The 15,001-nt window shown below is 67.5% G+C and carries 17 protein-coding genes; 14 read left to right on the top strand and 3 right to left on the bottom strand.

Annotation, left to right across the window (positions count from 1 at the left end):
• Nucleotides 1–2: 2 nt before the first annotated feature.
• From ACWDRB_RS32885 to ACWDRB_RS32875, 3 genes are read right to left on the bottom strand one after another with little or no spacing between them, the layout of a single operon-like run.
• Entirely contained in the window at nt 3–779 is a 777-nt protein-coding gene (locus tag ACWDRB_RS32885) for an ABC transporter permease (RefSeq protein ID WP_449900260.1), read from the bottom strand.
• On the bottom strand, nt 776–1,585 hold the full coding sequence (locus ACWDRB_RS32880) for an ABC transporter permease (RefSeq protein ID WP_350730324.1): 810 nt from the start codon (nt 1,583–1,585) through the stop codon (nt 776–778). Before ACWDRB_RS32880 ends, ACWDRB_RS32885 begins: the two co-directional genes overlap by 4 nt.
• Nucleotides 1,582–2,463, bottom strand: coding sequence for an ABC transporter substrate-binding protein (locus tag ACWDRB_RS32875; RefSeq protein ID WP_449900258.1), 882 nt, complete (start codon nt 2,461–2,463; stop codon nt 1,582–1,584). Before ACWDRB_RS32875 ends, ACWDRB_RS32880 begins: the two co-directional genes overlap by 4 nt.
• 656 nt (nt 2,464–3,119) lie before the next feature.
• Between ACWDRB_RS32875 and ACWDRB_RS32870 the strand changes: the two genes are divergently transcribed.
• The 14 genes from ACWDRB_RS32870 (at nt 3,120) to ACWDRB_RS32805 (ending at nt 14,775) form a co-directional block, all read left to right on the top strand.
• Nucleotides 3,120–5,858 carry a sensor histidine kinase gene (locus ACWDRB_RS32870; RefSeq protein WP_449900256.1) on the top strand — a complete coding sequence of 913 codons (2,739 nt, stop codon included), beginning with the start codon at nt 3,120–3,122 and terminating at the stop codon, nt 5,856–5,858.
• Entirely contained in the window at nt 5,855–6,277 is a 423-nt protein-coding gene (locus tag ACWDRB_RS32865; RefSeq protein ID WP_185071550.1) for a roadblock/LC7 domain-containing protein, read from the top strand. The genes ACWDRB_RS32870 and ACWDRB_RS32865 overlap by 4 nt, the downstream gene beginning before the upstream one ends.
• Nucleotides 6,278–6,423: 146 nt before the next feature.
• Nucleotides 6,424–6,732, top strand: a complete 309-nt coding sequence (locus ACWDRB_RS32860) for a DUF742 domain-containing protein (protein WP_319719344.1) — start codon at nt 6,424–6,426, stop codon at nt 6,730–6,732.
• 7 nt (nt 6,733–6,739) lie between these two features.
• Nucleotides 6,740–7,300, top strand: a complete 561-nt coding sequence (locus tag ACWDRB_RS32855; protein ID WP_350730330.1) for a GTP-binding protein — start codon at nt 6,740–6,742, stop codon at nt 7,298–7,300.
• Between the two features lie 57 nt (nt 7,301–7,357).
• On the top strand, nt 7,358–8,905 hold the full coding sequence (ffh, locus tag ACWDRB_RS32850; protein WP_350730332.1) for a signal recognition particle protein: 1,548 nt from the start codon (nt 7,358–7,360) through the stop codon (nt 8,903–8,905).
• Nucleotides 8,906–9,563: 658 nt separating this feature from the next.
• Nucleotides 9,564–10,004 (top strand): 30S ribosomal protein S16, encoded by a 441-nt coding sequence (gene rpsP, locus ACWDRB_RS32845; protein WP_449900252.1) that lies wholly within the window; start codon nt 9,564–9,566, stop codon nt 10,002–10,004.
• A 1-nt stretch (nt 10,005) separates the two neighbouring features.
• Nucleotides 10,006–10,251, top strand: a complete 246-nt coding sequence (locus ACWDRB_RS32840) for an RNA-binding protein (protein WP_113699978.1) — start codon at nt 10,006–10,008, stop codon at nt 10,249–10,251.
• A 64-nt stretch (nt 10,252–10,315) separates the two neighbouring features.
• Entirely contained in the window at nt 10,316–10,816 is a 501-nt protein-coding gene (gene rimM / locus ACWDRB_RS32835; RefSeq protein WP_449900540.1) for a ribosome maturation factor RimM, read from the top strand.
• On the top strand, nt 10,816–11,595 hold the full coding sequence (gene trmD, locus ACWDRB_RS32830; protein ID WP_350730336.1) for a tRNA (guanosine(37)-N1)-methyltransferase TrmD: 780 nt from the start codon (nt 10,816–10,818) through the stop codon (nt 11,593–11,595). Before rimM ends, trmD begins: the two co-directional genes overlap by 1 nt.
• A 137-nt stretch (nt 11,596–11,732) precedes the next feature.
• Nucleotides 11,733–12,095 (top strand): 50S ribosomal protein L19, encoded by a 363-nt coding sequence (gene rplS, locus ACWDRB_RS32825; RefSeq protein WP_185071559.1) that lies wholly within the window; start codon nt 11,733–11,735, stop codon nt 12,093–12,095.
• A 139-nt stretch (nt 12,096–12,234) separates the two neighbouring features.
• Nucleotides 12,235–13,095, top strand: a complete 861-nt coding sequence (gene lepB / locus ACWDRB_RS32820; RefSeq protein ID WP_397368742.1) for a signal peptidase I — start codon at nt 12,235–12,237, stop codon at nt 13,093–13,095.
• A complete protein-coding gene (gene lepB, locus ACWDRB_RS32815; RefSeq protein ID WP_449900248.1) occupies nt 13,095–13,691 on the top strand; it encodes a signal peptidase I in 597 nt (198 codons plus the stop codon). The genes lepB (ACWDRB_RS32820) and lepB (ACWDRB_RS32815) overlap by 1 nt, the downstream gene beginning before the upstream one ends.
• 52 nt (nt 13,692–13,743) lie before the next feature.
• Nucleotides 13,744–14,412 carry a ribonuclease HII gene (locus tag ACWDRB_RS32810; RefSeq protein WP_350730342.1) on the top strand — a complete coding sequence of 223 codons (669 nt, stop codon included), beginning with the start codon at nt 13,744–13,746 and terminating at the stop codon, nt 14,410–14,412.
• Between the two features lie 39 nt (nt 14,413–14,451).
• On the top strand, nt 14,452–14,775 hold the full coding sequence (locus ACWDRB_RS32805; protein WP_026215037.1) for a DUF2469 domain-containing protein: 324 nt from the start codon (nt 14,452–14,454) through the stop codon (nt 14,773–14,775).
• The last annotated feature ends 226 nt before the right edge of the window (nt 14,776–15,001 follow it).

The following is a 15,001-nucleotide window of genomic DNA, read 5'->3' as shown; positions in this document are numbered from 1 at the left end:
TCCTATGCGAGGCGGTAGGCGTGGCGGTGCCAGGACAGCACGCGCCGCTCCACCGTGAGGAACAGTGAGTTGAATGCGAAGCCCAGCACGCCGAGCAGCACCACGTTGGCCCAGATGGCGGGCATGTCGGCGGCGCTGACGGCCATGTTGAGGAGATAGCCGAATCCCTCGGTGCTGGCCTTGAGCTCGGAGATGACCATGAGGATCAGCGCCAGGGAGACGCTCAGGCGCAGACCCGCGAAGATCTTCGGTGCCGCGGCGGGCAGGATGATCCGGAAGAACCGCAGGTGGGCGGGCACGCCGAAGACCGCCGCGGTCTCGACCTTCAGCATGTCGAGGTTGCGCGCGCCGTCGATGGAGTTGAGCAGGATCGGCCAGACGATGCCGAACACGATGGTCGCGACCTGCACCTGCGGGCCGATCTGGAAGAGCACGAGGAAGATCGGCAGCATCACGGGAGGCGGTACGGCCCGGCCGAACTCGATCAGCGGTTCGACGATGTCGGCCAGCCAGGGGGTCCTGCCGATCGCCACGCCGAGGCCCACGCCCACGACCACGGCGATGGCCCAGGAACCGACCACCCTGATCAGGCTGGGCAGGAAGTTGTGGACCGCCTCTTCGGTGAAGATGTAAGGCCCGGAGAGCCACATCTCGTACATCCGAGACAGGATCAGGGTCGGTCCGGGGAGAAACGGAGTGGCGAGCGCCCCCGCGAGCAGTTCCCAGCCGAAGAACATGACCGGGACCAGCCACAGGCGCTTGACCAGGGTGAGAATCATGTGTTCCGCCACCTGAACAGCCGGCGCTCGGCGCGCGCGAGCAGGATGTTGACGACGAGCCCGATCACGCCGGCCCAGATCAGGACCGCGACGACATCGATCAGCGCGTCCATGCCGATGCCGGTGCTCGCCTCGATGAGGAAGCCTCCGACGCCGACCGAACCGCCCACGATGTACTCCACGCTGATGGCCAGGATGAGCGTGATGGAGGCGGCCAGCCGGACGCCCGTCGCGATGAAGGGCGCCGCGCTCGGCAGGGCGACCCGCCAGATCACCGCACCGGGGCCGAACCCGAACGAGCGCAGCGTCTCCTTGCCCAGCGGGTCCACGTCACGCACGCCGTACAGGGTGTTGATCAGGATCGGCCAGGAGGCGGCGAACACGATGAGCGCCACCTTGGCGTTGATCTCCGGCTGGAAGAAGAACAGCGCCAGCGGGATCAGCGCCACCGAGGGGATGGGTCGCAGGAACTCCACGAACACCCGGGTCATCTCCTCGACCACCGGGACCGTTCCCAGCAGCAGCCCGATCGGGACGGCGATCAGGACGGCCAGCGGCAACCCGATGACCGCGGCCGTGAGCGTGCCCCCGATGTCCCCGAGGAACTCCGGGTCCACGGCCAGGGAGAACGTCCTGGCCAGGGTTTCCGCGGCCGGAGGCATCCACTTGAACAGGCCCGTCATGCCGAGAAGCTGCCAGGCAAGCAGAAAACCCGCCACGCCGATGGCGTGGCGGGTGTATTTGGCCAGCTTGGCGCGGGCGAGCGGGTGCTGCCCGCGCCGCGCCGGGTTGATCGTGGTCATCATCCCTGAGGTGCTGCGTAGATCATCGAGTTGACGTCCATCTTCTGCTTGAGCAGGCCGGAGTCGAACATCAGGTCGGCCACCCGCTGGATGCGCTGGGAGTTCAGCGAGGTCGGGTAGGCGCCGAGGTTGATCGTGGCGGCGGTCTCAGCCGGGATCTTGGTGTAGGTCGGCAGGACCTTGGTGACCGCGCTGCGGTCGGTGGCGGCGATCTGCTGCGCCTTGGCCATGGCCCGCTGGAAGGCGGCCAGGGTCTTGGGGTTGTTCTGCGTCCACTTCTCCGTGGCCGCCCAGCCGGTGATGGGCAGACCGTCGGTCGGGCCGGACATGGTGTCCAGCAGCATGGTGGCGCCGATCTCCTTCTTCGCCTGGCTGACGTACGGGTCCGTCATCCACACGGCGTCGACGCTGCCCTTGTCCAGCGAGGAGATCCATTCCGTCGTCTGGATCACGACGTAGGTGATGTCCTTGCCGGGGGTGGGGTCGAGACCGGCGATCTTGAAGTGGGGGCTCATCGTGAGCGTGCCCAGACCACCGACGATGTTGACGCCGATCTTCTTGCCCTTCAGGTCGGCGACCTGCTTGATCGGGGAGTCCTTCTTGACCATGATGCCGAAGGCCCCGGGCGCGCCCTGGTAGGAGTCCGCGATGTACTTGAACTTCTCAGTGCCGGCCTGCTGGATGGTCAGGATGGTGGCGTAGCTGCCCAGCACCACGTCCATCTGGCCGTTGGCGAGCTTGGGGAGCACCGCCTGGGGAGCCTGGATGGGCTCCTGCTTGACGTTGAGGCCCTCTTCCTTGAAGAAGCCGCGCTCCATGGCGATGAACAGTGGCGCAGAGTCCGCACCCGGATACTGTCCGACCAACAGGTCGGTTTTCATGCCACCGGCGGCGGAACTCGCGCTTTCTGGTTTGTCGCCGGAACTTGAACAGCCGGTGATGACGAGGGTGCTCACAAGCCCAATCAGGGCACTACGCCCTAATGCACCGAACCGCATTACGCGTCTCCTTATGAACCCATGGGGGTGGGGGTGTTGGTAACTGAGGGTGTCAGCGACGGTCGAACCCTAGCGCAGGCCGTAGTTCCCGATGCACCGGGAACTCCTAAAATTAACAAGATATATCACCATATGTGGCGATATATCCCTTTTGTCCGATTAATATCTCGGACTCGGCTTGACTTCTAGGGCCTGTGGCAGGTGTTGTGATTTGCGTAAAATGTGCAGCTGTGTGTCGACCGTGATCTTTGCGCTATTGGCCGATCTCGTGTTGATGTGCTCCAATAAGCTCTCGCCCCAAGGGTGCGTCGGCGTCACACCGCAAACACCTGCATAACGTGATCTTCGTGCACCAACCGTCAGAGGAGAGGTTGCGGAGGCAAGTGAAGAGTGTTGTCCCCTCTGTGGGCGGGGATCCGGGCTTAATAGAGGAAGCCCCCCGACATGCGTCCGGTGGACCGCAGCCGGTCGCCCCTGGCGTTGCGGGCGAAGCCGGGAAGGCTCGGACGGGATCGCGTTTCTCCCTGCGTAACTGGCGTGTGCGCTCCAAGCTGCTGGTCCTGGTCGTCATCCCGACCCTCGCCGCGCTCGTGCTCGGTGGCCTGCGTGTCACCACCTCGATCGCGAGCGCCGGCGACTACGCGCAGGTCAACGAGGTCGCCGTGCTGGCGAGCCGGCTGACCGCGCTCGCGCACGAGGTCGAGGTGGAGCGTGACTACACCGCGCGCTTCGTCGCCCTCGGGCGCAAGGCCGGCCGGACCGAAGTGACCGATCAGTACGAGCCGGTCAACAAGCTCGTCGCCGAGGTCAAGGGCAGCGTCGACGCGCTGGCGACCTCCGACAGCCCTCAGGCGCCCGAGGCCCTGCGCATCAAGAACCGTCTCAACGAGCTCGACACCGCGCGTAAGAACGCGATGGACTCCCAGCTCGACGTGAACTCCGTCATCGAGCTCTACGACCGGTTCATCACAGACCTCCTCTCCCTGAACGACACCATCGACCAAGGTGCGGTCGACAAGGAGCTCTCGGCGAGCGTCTCCGGCTTCGCCGCCCTCTCCCGGGCCAAGCAGTACGTCTCCACGCAGCGCGCGCTGCTCGTGGCGGCCCTGGCCACCCGGGAATTCGGTCGGGTGGAGCTTGACTCCTTCATCGCCGCGCGCGCCCAGAAAAACAGCGAGCTGGCCACCTTCCGGGCGCAGGTCCCCCTTGAGCTGCGCCAGGCGTACGACGACACCGTCAGCGGCAAGGCCAACGACCGCGCGGAGATCCTGGCCGCCCGAGCCCTGTTCCTGCAGAGCCTGGGGCAACCACGGAACGTGTCGGACCCGAAGCTCGGGCTCACCCGTGACGGCAAGGACTGGTTCGCCGCCATCAGTGAGACCGTCGACGGGATGCGCAAGGTCGAGCAGCGCGTGGCCGACTCGATCGTGCTCCGCAGCCGCACCCTGGAAGGGGCCGAGCAGCAGGGCGCCGTCATCGTCGGGGTCGGCATCCTGATCCTGCTCATCCTCGTGCTGCTGGTCACCGTCTTCATGGCGCGCTCGCTGAGCGGCCCCCTGCGCAGGCTGCGCAGGGAGGCACTGTTCATCGCCGGTCGCCGCCTGCCCGACACCGTGCGCCAGCTCCGTGAGTCCGAGTCGGTCGAGAGCGTCGACGTCCAGCCCATCGGCGTCGCCTCTCAGGACGAGATCGGTGAAGTCGCGCGGGCGTTCGACGAGATCCACCGCGAGGCGGTCCGGCTGGCGGGCGAGGAGGCCCGCCTGCGGAGCAACGTCAACGCGATGTTCGTGAACCTGTCCCGCCGAAGCCAGACGCTGGTGGAACGCCAGATCACCCTGATCGACGGGCTGGAGCAGGGTGAACAGGACGAGCAGCGACTCGGCAACCTGTTCAAGCTGGACCACCTGGCCACCCGTATGCGGCGTAACAGCGAGAACCTGCTGGTCCTCGCCGGCCAGGAACCGCCCCGCCGCTGGAGCAAGCCCGTCAAGCTGGTCGACGTCGCCCGCGCCTCGCTGTCCGAGGTCGAGAACTACGAGCGGGTCGTCCTCCAGGTGCCCGACGGCGTCGCCGTGGCCGGCCAGGCCGTCAACGACGTCATCCACCTGCTGGCCGAGTTGATCGAGAACGCCCTGTCGTTCTCGCCCCGCGAGACCAGGGTGACCGTCTCCGGCAGCCGGATCGACGGCGGCGGCGTCATGCTGTCGATCAGCGACTCCGGCATCGGCATGACCCCGGACGAGCTCACCATCGCCAACGACCGCCTCATGGACGCCCCCACCGTGGACGTGTCCGTGTCGCGCCGCATGGGCCTGTTCGTGGTCGCGCGTCTGGCCCACCGCCACGGCATCCGGGTGCAGCTGCGCCCGCACGGCACCGGCGGTCTGACCGCCATGGTCCTGATGCCGGAAGCGCTGCTCGGCTCGCAGGCCCCCGCCTACGCGACCCCCGGCGGCACCGGCATGGGGACGCTGGACTCGTTCGACGAGAGCTTCGGCTCCCGTTCGCCCATGCCTCCCATGCCTCCGATGCAGCAGCCCCCCATGCCGCCCGTGCCGCCGCCGCCCACCCCCCAGTGGGGTCCGGGAGGCTACCAGCCCGGGCCGGGGCACCCTTCGTTCCCCTCACAGCCGTCCTTCTCGGCCCAGCCGAGCGTGGACGTGGGCTGGCCGGCCGACCCGCGCAGCAGCAGCGGCGGTTACGACACCTCTGACGTCTGGGTGCCGGCGCGCAACTCCAACAGCCGGCCGGGCGAGTGGGGCCAGGACAACGGCAACTCCCTGCCGAGGCGGCCTTTCGGCGGCGACCAGATGGACATGGGGCAGCCGAGGTACGACTTCCCCGAAACGGAGTCGGCGGCGACCGGTCCCATCCCGGCCGTGAAGCCCGCCTCTTCGGGCGACGAATACCTGCCGATCTTCGCCTCGGTCGAGTCGGCCTGGTTCGAGCACGGCAACGAGGGCGCCGCCACCTGGGGTTCCGCCAAGGCCGACGCGGGCTGGAGCGCCGCGGAGGCGGTCGTCGAGCCGGTACGCGACGGTGCGACCGCGGCGGGGCTGCCCAAGCGGGTGCCCAAGGCCAACCTGGTGCCCGGCTCGGCCGACACCGTCTCGGCGCCCAAGGGCGTCGCCCCCATGCCGGCGGTCTCGCCGGACCGGGTGCGCAGCCGCCTTTCGAGCTTCCAGCAGGGGTTCAGGGCTGCGCGTGACGACATCAGCGAGGGCAGGACGTACCCCTCCGGTCCGAGAAGTGTTGAAAGCAGGGATGAGCGCGCATGAATGACTTGAGCCAGTCGGCACGTGGGGTGGACTGGTTAATCACCGATTTCGTCAGCACCGTTCCTGGCGTCGCGCACGCGGTGGTCGTCTCCTCAGACGGGCTGCCGCTCGCGGCCTCCGCGGGATTCCCGGCCGACCGGGCTGACCAGCTGGCCGCCATCGCGTCGGGCCTGGTGAGCCTGACGCAGGGCGCGGCCAGGGTGTTCGAGGGCGGGCCGGTCAACCAGACGATCGTGGAGATGCAGCGTGGGCTGATGCTGATCATGTCGATCAGTGACGGCTCGTGCCTGGCGGTGCTGGCGGCTCCGGATTGTGACATGGGTCTGGTGGCGTATCAGATGACGCTTATGGTTGATCGCGCCGGCCAGGTGCTTACCCCGGCTGTGCGCGCAGAGTTGCGCGCCAGCCAGACCAGGTGATGTAGGTGACAGACCCCAGATGGAACAGCGGCGGCTGGGACTCCCATAACAGCGGTGCGTGGGATTCCCAGAACAGTGGGAGCTGGCAGCCTCCCCCTCAGCCGCCGCCCAGCAACGACCCCGCCTCGCCGGTACGGCCCTATGCCGTGACCGGCGGGCGTACCGCGCCCAAGGTCAAGCTGGCCATGGAGGCCCTGGTGTCCTCGGCGACCGCCGAGCACCGGGAGTTCTCGCACATCACCCCCGAATACAAGGCGATCAGCCAGCTGTGCCTGCAGGTCAGGTCGGTGGCTGAGGTCTCGGCGCTGCTGCGGATCCCGCTCGGTGTGGTGCGTGTTCTGATCGCGGACATGGCGGCAGAGGGTTTGGTTCGGGTGCATCAGCCGCAGCTGGAAGCGGGTAGGCCGGACGTCAACCTGCTGGAAAGGGTGCTCAGTGGACTTCGCAGGCTCTAGCCCCGGTTTGACCTCGACGAAGATCGTGGTCGCCGGTGGGTTCGGGGTGGGCAAGACGACCTTCGTCGGCGCGGTGTCGGAGATCATGCCGTTGACCACGGAGGCCGTCATGACCGACGCCTCCAAGGGCATCGACGATCTGGGCATGACGCCGCTCAAGTCGACCACCACCGTCGCCATGGACTTCGGTCGCGTCTCGCTCGATCGCGACCTGATCCTGTACCTGTTCGGCACGCCCGGACAGCACCGGTTCTGGTTCATGTGGGACGACCTGGTACGCGGCGCCATCGGCGCGGTCGTGCTCGTGGACACGCGCCGCCTGGCGGACAGCTTCCCCGCGATCGACTACTTCGAGGAGGCGCAGCTGCCGTTCATCGTGGGGGTGAACGGCTGGGACGGCCAGTACGCCCACAGCGACACCGAAGTGCGTGACGCCCTGACCCTGGCGCCGCACATCCCGATGGTGCGCCTCGACGCCAGGTCCAAGGACTCGGTCAAGACCGCGCTGATCAACCTGGTCGAGCACGCGCTCTCGGTCCGCATGGCCGTGCCAGGCTGGAGCGGCTAGCGGAGCGGATAGGCTGGAGTCTTAGACGTTCATTCGCTTCGAGGACTGGCCAACCACGTGTTCGAGACGCTATCCGACCGGTTGACATCGGTCTTCTCCTCCCTCCGGTCCAAAGGCCGGCTGTCCGATGCCGACATCGACGCCACCACCCGCGAGATCCGCATCGCCCTGCTGGAGGCCGATGTCGCGCTCCCGGTGGTCAAGGCGTTCGTCGCCCAGGTCAAGGAGCGCGCCCGCGGGGCCGAGGTCTCCCAGGCGCTCAACCCGGCGCAGCAGGTCGTCAAGATCGTCAACGACGAGCTGATCGGGATCCTCGGCGGCGAGACGCGCAGGCTCCGCCTCGCCAAGACGCCGCCGACCGTCATCATGCTGGCGGGTCTGCAGGGCGCCGGTAAGACCACCCTGGCCGGCAAGCTGGCCAGGTGGCTGCGCGAGCAGGGCCACACGCCCCTGCTCGTCGCCGCCGACCTGCAGCGCCCCAACGCCGTCCAGCAGCTCCAGGTCGTGGGCGAGCGCGCCGGGGTCGCGGTCTACGCCCCCGAGCCGGGCAACGGCGCCGGCGACCCGATCGAGGTCGCCCGCACGTCGATCGACGAGGCCAAGCGCCTGCTGCACGACATCGTCATCATCGACACCGCCGGCCGCCTGGGCATCGACCAGGAGATGATGAAGCAGGCCGCCGACATCCGCGACGCGGTCTCGCCCGACGAGGTCCTGTTCGTGGTCGACGCCATGATCGGCCAGGACGCCGTCACGACGGCGCAGGCGTTCATGGAGGGCGTCGGCTTCGACGGGGTCGTGCTGACCAAGCTCGACGGCGACGCCCGCGGTGGCGCCGCCCTGTCGGTGCGGCACATCACGGGCCGGCCGATCATGTTCGCCTCCACGGGTGAGAAGCTCGAAGACTTCGACGCCTTCCACCCCGACCGGATGGCCTCTCGCATCCTCGACATGGGTGACATCCTCACCCTGATCGAGCAGGCCCAGAAGACGTTCGACGAGGAGCAGGCCGCCAAGATGGCGGGCAAGCTCACGTCGGGCGAAAACTTCACGCTCGAGGACTTCCTCGAGCAGATGATGATGGTCCAGAAGATGGGGCCCATCAAAAACCTGCTGGGCATGATGCCCGGCATGGGGCAGATGCGCGACCAGCTCAACTCCATCGACGACCGCGACCTCGACCGCATCGCCGCCATCATCCGCTCGATGACGCCCGGGGAGCGCCAGGACCCCAAGATCATCAACGGGTCGCGCCGGGCCCGCATCGCGGCCGGCTCCGGCGTCACGGTCACCGCCGTCAGCAACCTCGTCACCCGCTTCTTCGAGGCGCAGAAGATGATGAAGCGGATGGCGGGCGGCATGGGCATTCCCGGCATGCCGGGCGGTCGCGGTAAGGCGGGCAAGGCGCAGAAGAAGGCCAAGGGGCGGCGCGTCAGCGGCGACCCGCGCAAGGCGGCTCTCGGCAAGGCCTCTTCCGCCGAGGCTCCGGAGGCGGAGCCCAAGAGCGGTGGCCTGCTGGGCAACCTCGGGGGCAAGCTGCCTCCGGGCGTGGAGCTGCCGCCCGGCTTCGACCCCTCCAAGTTCCGCCTGCCCGGCCAGAAGTAACCACCGCCGGGACCCTGCTCTCCCGGCGGCCAACCCCGGCCGACCTGCACTTCGGTTTCCGGTTTCCGCAGGTGGCGTGCGTCGGGCTCCGGGCGGCTTCGCTCCGGCTCCCGGCGGTGGTGTGCCCAGGTATCCGGCGATCTCGGGTGTCCGTGGCATGGGCGTCGGCGCGTCTTGGCGCTCCGGCCATCCGCGGTCCGCGCCATGGCTCTCCAGCGGCGCGTGCGCCGGGTCCCCGCCTTCCCGCTGGTGGACTCCCGGCAGCCCCGTCTCCCTGAGCGCCTGCGTCCGCTCCCTCGTACGGCTGCTCGCCTCGACTTGCCGCACGCCCACCCGGAACCGGTCGCTCCCCGTTCGCGCGGCCGGAGATCATGCGCCGGCGGGATACCATGAGCGGGTCGCTCGCCGTACATGCGGCCAGGTCGCAAGCAGTGCCGAGCCTTCGGGCGCCGATCGGGCGCGGATGGAGGCGACGCGCCGTGACGGAACGTCGATGGCAGTGCCGTGGATCTGGCACAATGACATGTTGGAACATCGTGGCCATGCGGGTGCCCTCTCATCTCCCGCCGGACGCGCCTGTCCCTGGAGCGTCGTCCCGTCGTGCCCCACTCGGCGAGATGCCGTTCACCCACGCTCGAATGCAGGAGAGACCACACCCGTGGCAGTCAAGATCAAGCTCAAGCGGCTCGGCATGATCCGCAACGCTCAATACCGCATCGTCGTCGCCGACAGCCGCACCAAGCGTGACGGCCGGGCGATCGAGGAGATCGGCCTGTACCACCCGAAGGACGACCCTTCGCGCATCGAGGTCAACGCCGAGCGTGCGGCCTACTGGCTGGGGGTCGGCGCGCAGCCGACCGAGCCCGTCCTCAAGCTGCTCAAGCTCACCGGCGACTGGCAGAAGTTCAAGGGCGAGCCCGCCCCTGCGCCGCTGAAGGTCGCCGAGCCCGCGCCTGACCGTCACGCCCTCTACGAGGCCGCGGCCAAGGAGGCGCTGTCCGGTGGCGACACCGGCACGGCCGCCACCACGCCGAGGAAGGCCAAGAAGAAGGAAGAGGCTGAGGCCCCCGCCGAGACCCAGGCCGAGGGCGAGGCCTGACGTGCTCGAGGAGGCTCTCGAGCACCTCGTGAAGGGCATCGTCGAACATCCAGACGATGTCCGGGTCCGCGCACGCCGCATTCGCAGCGGGCGCGTCCTGGAGGTCCGGGTGCACCCCGAGGACCTGGGCAAGGTCATCGGACGCGGCGGGCGCACCGCCAAGGCGCTGCGCACCGTTGTGAACGCCCTGGCCGACGGGAAGTACGTACGGGTCGACCTGCTCGACCTGCACGAAACAGTCCGTTAGCGTCAGGTTTCCGCGCCCTCATCGGCTTTGCGGCCGATGGGGGCGCTTGCGTTAGGAGTTCATGTTGCAGCTGGTCGTCGGCCGGATCGGCCGTCCGCACGGGGTGCGCGGTGAAGTGTCCGTGGAGGTACGCACCGACGATCCCGAGCTGCGTTTCGCCGTGGGCACGTCCATCGCCACGGACCCCGCCGACAGGGGTCCGCTCGTCGTCGCGGCCCGCCGCTGGCACAAGGGCTTCCTGCTGCTGACCCTCGAGGGGGTCACCGACCGCGACGTGGCGGAGGAGCTGCGGGGCACCATGCTGGTCATCGACTCGGCCGAGGTGGTGCCGTCCGACGACCCCGACGAGTTCCACGATCATCAGCTCATCGGCCTGACGGTGGAGACCGCCGCGGGGGAGCCCGTGGGCGAGATCACCGACGTTCTCCACCACGGCCAGGACCTCCTGGTGGTACGCAGGATCGGGGCGGACGAGGCGCTCATCCCGTTCGTCAAGGAACTGGTGCCCGAGATCGACCTGGAGGGCGGTCGGCTGGTCGTCGACCCGCCAGAGGGTCTGCTGTGATGCGGCTCGACATCATCTCGATCTTCCCCGAATACTTCGCGCCGCTCGACGTCTCGCTGATCGGCAAGGCCCGCGAGCGCGGCACGCTCGACGTACGCGTACACCAGCTCCGTGACTGGACCCACGACGTGCACAAGACCGTGGACGACACCCCCTACGGCGGGGGGCCGGGCATGGTCATGAAGCCCGAGGTGTGGGGCGAGGCCATCGACGACGTGGCCGGGGACGGCGCGCCGCGGCTGATCGTTCCGACGCCGAGCGGGCGGCCGTTCACCCAGGAGCTGGCGCAGGAGCTGGCGGGGGAGCCGTGGCTGCTGTTCGCGTGCGGGCGGTATGAGGGCATCGACTCGCGGGTCATGGAGGAGTACGGCTCCCGGCTGCGGGTCGACGAGGTCGGCATCGGTGACTATGTGCTGGCCGGGGGCGAGGTGGCGGTGCTGGTCATGGTCGAGGCCATCGGACGGCTGCTGCCCGGTGTGCTGGGCAACGCCCAGTCGGCCGTGGACGACTCTTTCGCGCCCGGTTCCATGCAGAATCTGGTCGAGGGTCCCGTCTACACCAAGCCGCCCGTCTGGCGGGGGCATGAAGTGCCTGAGGTGCTGCTGTCCGGGCATCACGGAAAAGTCGCCAGATGGCGGCGTGACCAGGCGCTGCGCCGTACCGTACGGAACAGGCCGGAGCTGGCGGCGGCGCTCGACCCCGACACGCTCGACAAGCACGACAGGAAGCTCCTCGAGGAGCTGTCGTTTCGCGTCGAGCGCGAAGATATGGCAAACTGAATCGCTGCCAACCGTCATTTGGTTGGTCTGTCATGCCCGGGAAACGATCCCGGGTTCATCACATCAGCAGGCGTGTCCGCCGCGAGCCACGGCCGGGTGGACCTCCGCGTGCTCGCGAGGACTTGAGGACAGCTCTCATGCACACGAAGATCCAGGAGCTCGAGAAGGCGACGCTGCGCAGCGACGTGCCGAGCTTCCGCCCCGGTGACACGCTCGAGGTTCACGTGCGAGTCGTCGAAGGAAACCGCTCCCGTATCCAGGTCTTCAAGGGCTTCGTGCTGCGCAGGCAGGGCAGCGGCGCCCGTGAGACCTTCACGGTCCGCAAGGTCAGCTACGGCGTCGGCGTCGAGCGCACCTTCCCCGTGCACAGCCCGGTCATCGAGAAGATCGTGCTCGTGACCCGCGGCGACGTGCGCCGGGCCAAGCTCTACTACATGCGCGACCTGCGCGGCAAGGCCGCCCGTATCCGCGAGAAGCGCGAGACGACGGCCGCCAAGTAGCCCGGTCTTTTCGTGGCCCGCGCACTCGCGCGGGCCATTCGGCTTTACAGGGCCGTTTCCTTTATGTGGAGCGACTCGTGCATGGGTGTAACGTCGGTCGAGGCTTGTCGAGCCGAAGCATCATCTAGGCTCGTCAGCGATGACTAGCGAGAGCCAGGAGCACGGCGCGGCGCGCCGCCCTGTCGAGGACGAGGTGGACGTGGTCGCCGAAGAGACTCAGAAGCCAGCAAAAGGCGAGAAAAAGGAGAAGAAGGGGTCGTTCTGGAAAGAGCTGCCCGTTCTTGTCGTCGTGGCCTTGGTGCTGGCCCTGATCATCAAGACGTTTGTGGTCCAGGCCTTCTACATTCCGTCGGAGTCGATGGAGAACACCCTGTTGAAAAACGACAGGGTTCTGGTCAACAAGCTCGTCTACCACACGCGTGACATCGAGCGCGGAGATGTGGTGGTCTTCTCGGGAGTCGACTCCTGGGACGGTGAGTTCCAGATGGAGGAGCCGTCCAACCCGGTCGCGGCCTTCTTCCGCTGGGTCGGCACGGCGTTCGGCATCGTGCCCGGCGAGAAGGACTACATCAAGCGGGTCATCGGCGTCGGTGGCGACCACGTGAAGTGCTGCGACTCCAAGAATCGCATCACGGTCAACGGCACGCCCATCGACGAGGAGAGCTATCTCTATCCGGGCAACGTGCCGTCCGACAAGTTCTTCAACATCACGGTGCCTGAGGGGCGGCTGTGGGTGATGGGAGACCACCGGTCGGTCTCGCTCGACTCCCGATCCCACACCGGTGACGCGGGCGGTGGCTCCATTCCCGTGAGCCAGGTCATCGGGCGGGCCTTCGTGATCGTCTGGCCGTTCAACCGGGCGACCTCGATCGACATTCCGGACACGTTCTCGCAGCCGGCGCTTCAGGCGCTCGGCGGCTCCGTACCGCTGGTCGCTGGGTTCGGGCTGGCCCTACCCTTGGTCCTGGTTCGTCGCCGCTGGAAGGGGAAGAGGCGCTGATGGCCGTCACCAAGAAGGCGGAGGGCGTGGGGAAAGAGAAGAAGAAGGGCGGCTTCCGCGAGACGGTGCTGCTGCTGGTCCTGGGCGTGGGCATCGCGCTGCTGCTGCAGGCGTTCGTGGTCGGCTCGTTCTACATCCCGTCCGTCTCGATGGAGAACACTCTGCTGGTCAACGACCGGGTCTTCGTCAACAAGCTGGCGGGCAAGCCCGAGCGCGGCGACATCGTGGTCTTCAAGGGCTGGACCACCGGTGAGGACACCATCAAGCGGGTCATCGGCGTCGGCGGCGACAAGGTGGTGTGCTGCGACTCCAAGAAGCGCATCACGGTCAACGGCACGCCGCTGGAGGAGACTTCCTACCTCTACCCCGGCGATTACGCTTCCGGCGATAAGTTCAACGTCACCGTGCCGTCCGGAAAGCTCTGGCTGATGGGCGACCACCGCAGCGCCTCGGCCGACTCGCGGGCCCACATGGACGAGGCCGGAGGCGGGTTCATCTCGGAGAACGACGTGATCGGCAAGGCCGTGGTGCGCTACTGGCCGCTGTCCCGGGGGTATCTCTTCTCCCGTCCTGACACTTTCGACAAGGTCAAATAGCGGTCGCTTTCGGTCGCGGTTCGCGGCGTTTGGGGCGTACGCTGCCTCTGTCATGACAGTTGCGTTCCGCCCTCGGCCAAGCGTCGTCCGGCGCGATTCCGGACTCTACGCCTATGAGCGGGCGCTCGCCCGCCGCGGCCTCACCCCCATCGCGGGCGTCGACGAGGCCGGCCGCGGCGCCTGCGCGGGGCCCCTCGTCGTCGCGGCCGTGATCCTGCGCAGGCAGATCGACGGCCTCGGCGACTCGAAGCTGCTGTCCCCGGCGGTGCGCGAACGGCTGTACGACCAGATCGTCCGCGTCTCCCACATCGGATTGGTGATCATCCCGCCGGGGGAGATCGACGCTAAAGGTCTTCACAAATGCAACGTTTCAGGAATGCGGCGGGCTGTCGCACAGTTGCCTTGTGACCCGGAGTACATCCTGACGGACGGCTTCCCGGTGCCGGGCCTCCCGGCGCCGTCGCTGGCCGTGTGGAAGGGGGACCAGGTGGCCGCATGCGTGGCGGCGGCGTCGATCGTGGCCAAGGTGACTCGAGACCGCCTCATGGTCGCGCTCGACGGGCGCTACCCGCAGTACGGTTTCGCCGTGCACAAGGGGTATGTCACACCAGGACACCGGCTGGCGCTGGAAACGCACGGGCCGTGTCCTGATCACCGATACTCCTTCGTCACGGTGGCGAGGGGGATGGGTGAAAATGAAATGGGGGCCGGGGTTGCCTGACCAGGCGAACCGGGGGACCGGTACGACAGGAGGACCGCGATGAGCGCAGAAGATCTCGAAAAGTACGAAACCGAGATGGAGCTGCAGCTTTACCGCGAATACCGGGATGTCGTCGGTTTGTTCACATACGTGGTCGAGACTGAGCGTCGGTTCTATCTGACCAACTCGGTCGACCTCGACGTCCGTACCGCGGAGAACGGCGACGTCTTCTTCGACGTGAAGATGCAGGACGCCTGGGTGTGGGACATGTACCGGCCGGCGCGGTTCGTGAAGAACGTTCGGGTGGTCACGTTTAAAGATGTGAACGTGGAAGAACTGGCCAAGGCAGACCTCGAGATGCCCAAGGAGGGGTTCTCGGGGTAACGAGGCGGGGGCCGTACCCTCTCGCAGCTTGACCGGCCGCCGGCGGCACGGCCCTGGACGGGCTCAGCCAGCACGCGCCCCACAACCTCACCACCAGGCGCCACAGACACCTCTCGCGGGCCACACGCGTGCTTCCCGCCGGGGAACCGCCGCCGTGGACTGTAACCGCGAGCCGTCACCATGGGACTGCAACGGCGAACCACCACCGTGGACTGCAACGGTCAGC

It is taken from the genome of Nonomuraea sp. NPDC003707 (assembly GCF_053587055.1).
This window is presented reverse-complemented; position numbering and strand designations above follow the sequence as displayed.

Bases quoted from the DNA above. Each gene is read 5' to 3' on its own strand.
- lepB (WP_449900248.1), top strand. From the start codon at position 13,095: ATGGCCGTCACCAAGAAGGCGGAGGGCGTGGGGAAAGAGAAGAAGAAG.
- ACWDRB_RS32865 (WP_185071550.1), top strand. From the start codon at position 5,855: ATGAATGACTTGAGCCAGTCGGCACGTGGGGTGGACTGGTTAATCACC.
- ACWDRB_RS32810 (WP_350730342.1), top strand. From the start codon at position 13,744: ATGACAGTTGCGTTCCGCCCTCGGCCAAGCGTCGTCCGGCGCGATTCC.
- rplS (WP_185071559.1), top strand. From the start codon at position 11,733: ATGCACACGAAGATCCAGGAGCTCGAGAAGGCGACGCTGCGCAGCGAC.
- ACWDRB_RS32805 (WP_026215037.1), top strand. From the start codon at position 14,452: ATGAGCGCAGAAGATCTCGAAAAGTACGAAACCGAGATGGAGCTGCAG.
- ACWDRB_RS32875 (WP_449900258.1), bottom strand. From the start codon at position 2,463: ATGAAAACCGACCTGTTGGTCGGACAGTATCCGGGTGCGGACTCTGCG.
- lepB (WP_397368742.1), top strand. From the start codon at position 12,235: ATGACTAGCGAGAGCCAGGAGCACGGCGCGGCGCGCCGCCCTGTCGAG.
- ACWDRB_RS32880 (WP_350730324.1), bottom strand. From the start codon at position 1,585: ATGATGACCACGATCAACCCGGCGCGGCGCGGGCAGCACCCGCTCGCC.
- trmD (WP_350730336.1), top strand. From the start codon at position 10,816: ATGCGGCTCGACATCATCTCGATCTTCCCCGAATACTTCGCGCCGCTC.
- ACWDRB_RS32885 (WP_449900260.1), bottom strand. From the start codon at position 779: ATGATTCTCACCCTGGTCAAGCGCCTGTGGCTGGTCCCGGTCATGTTC.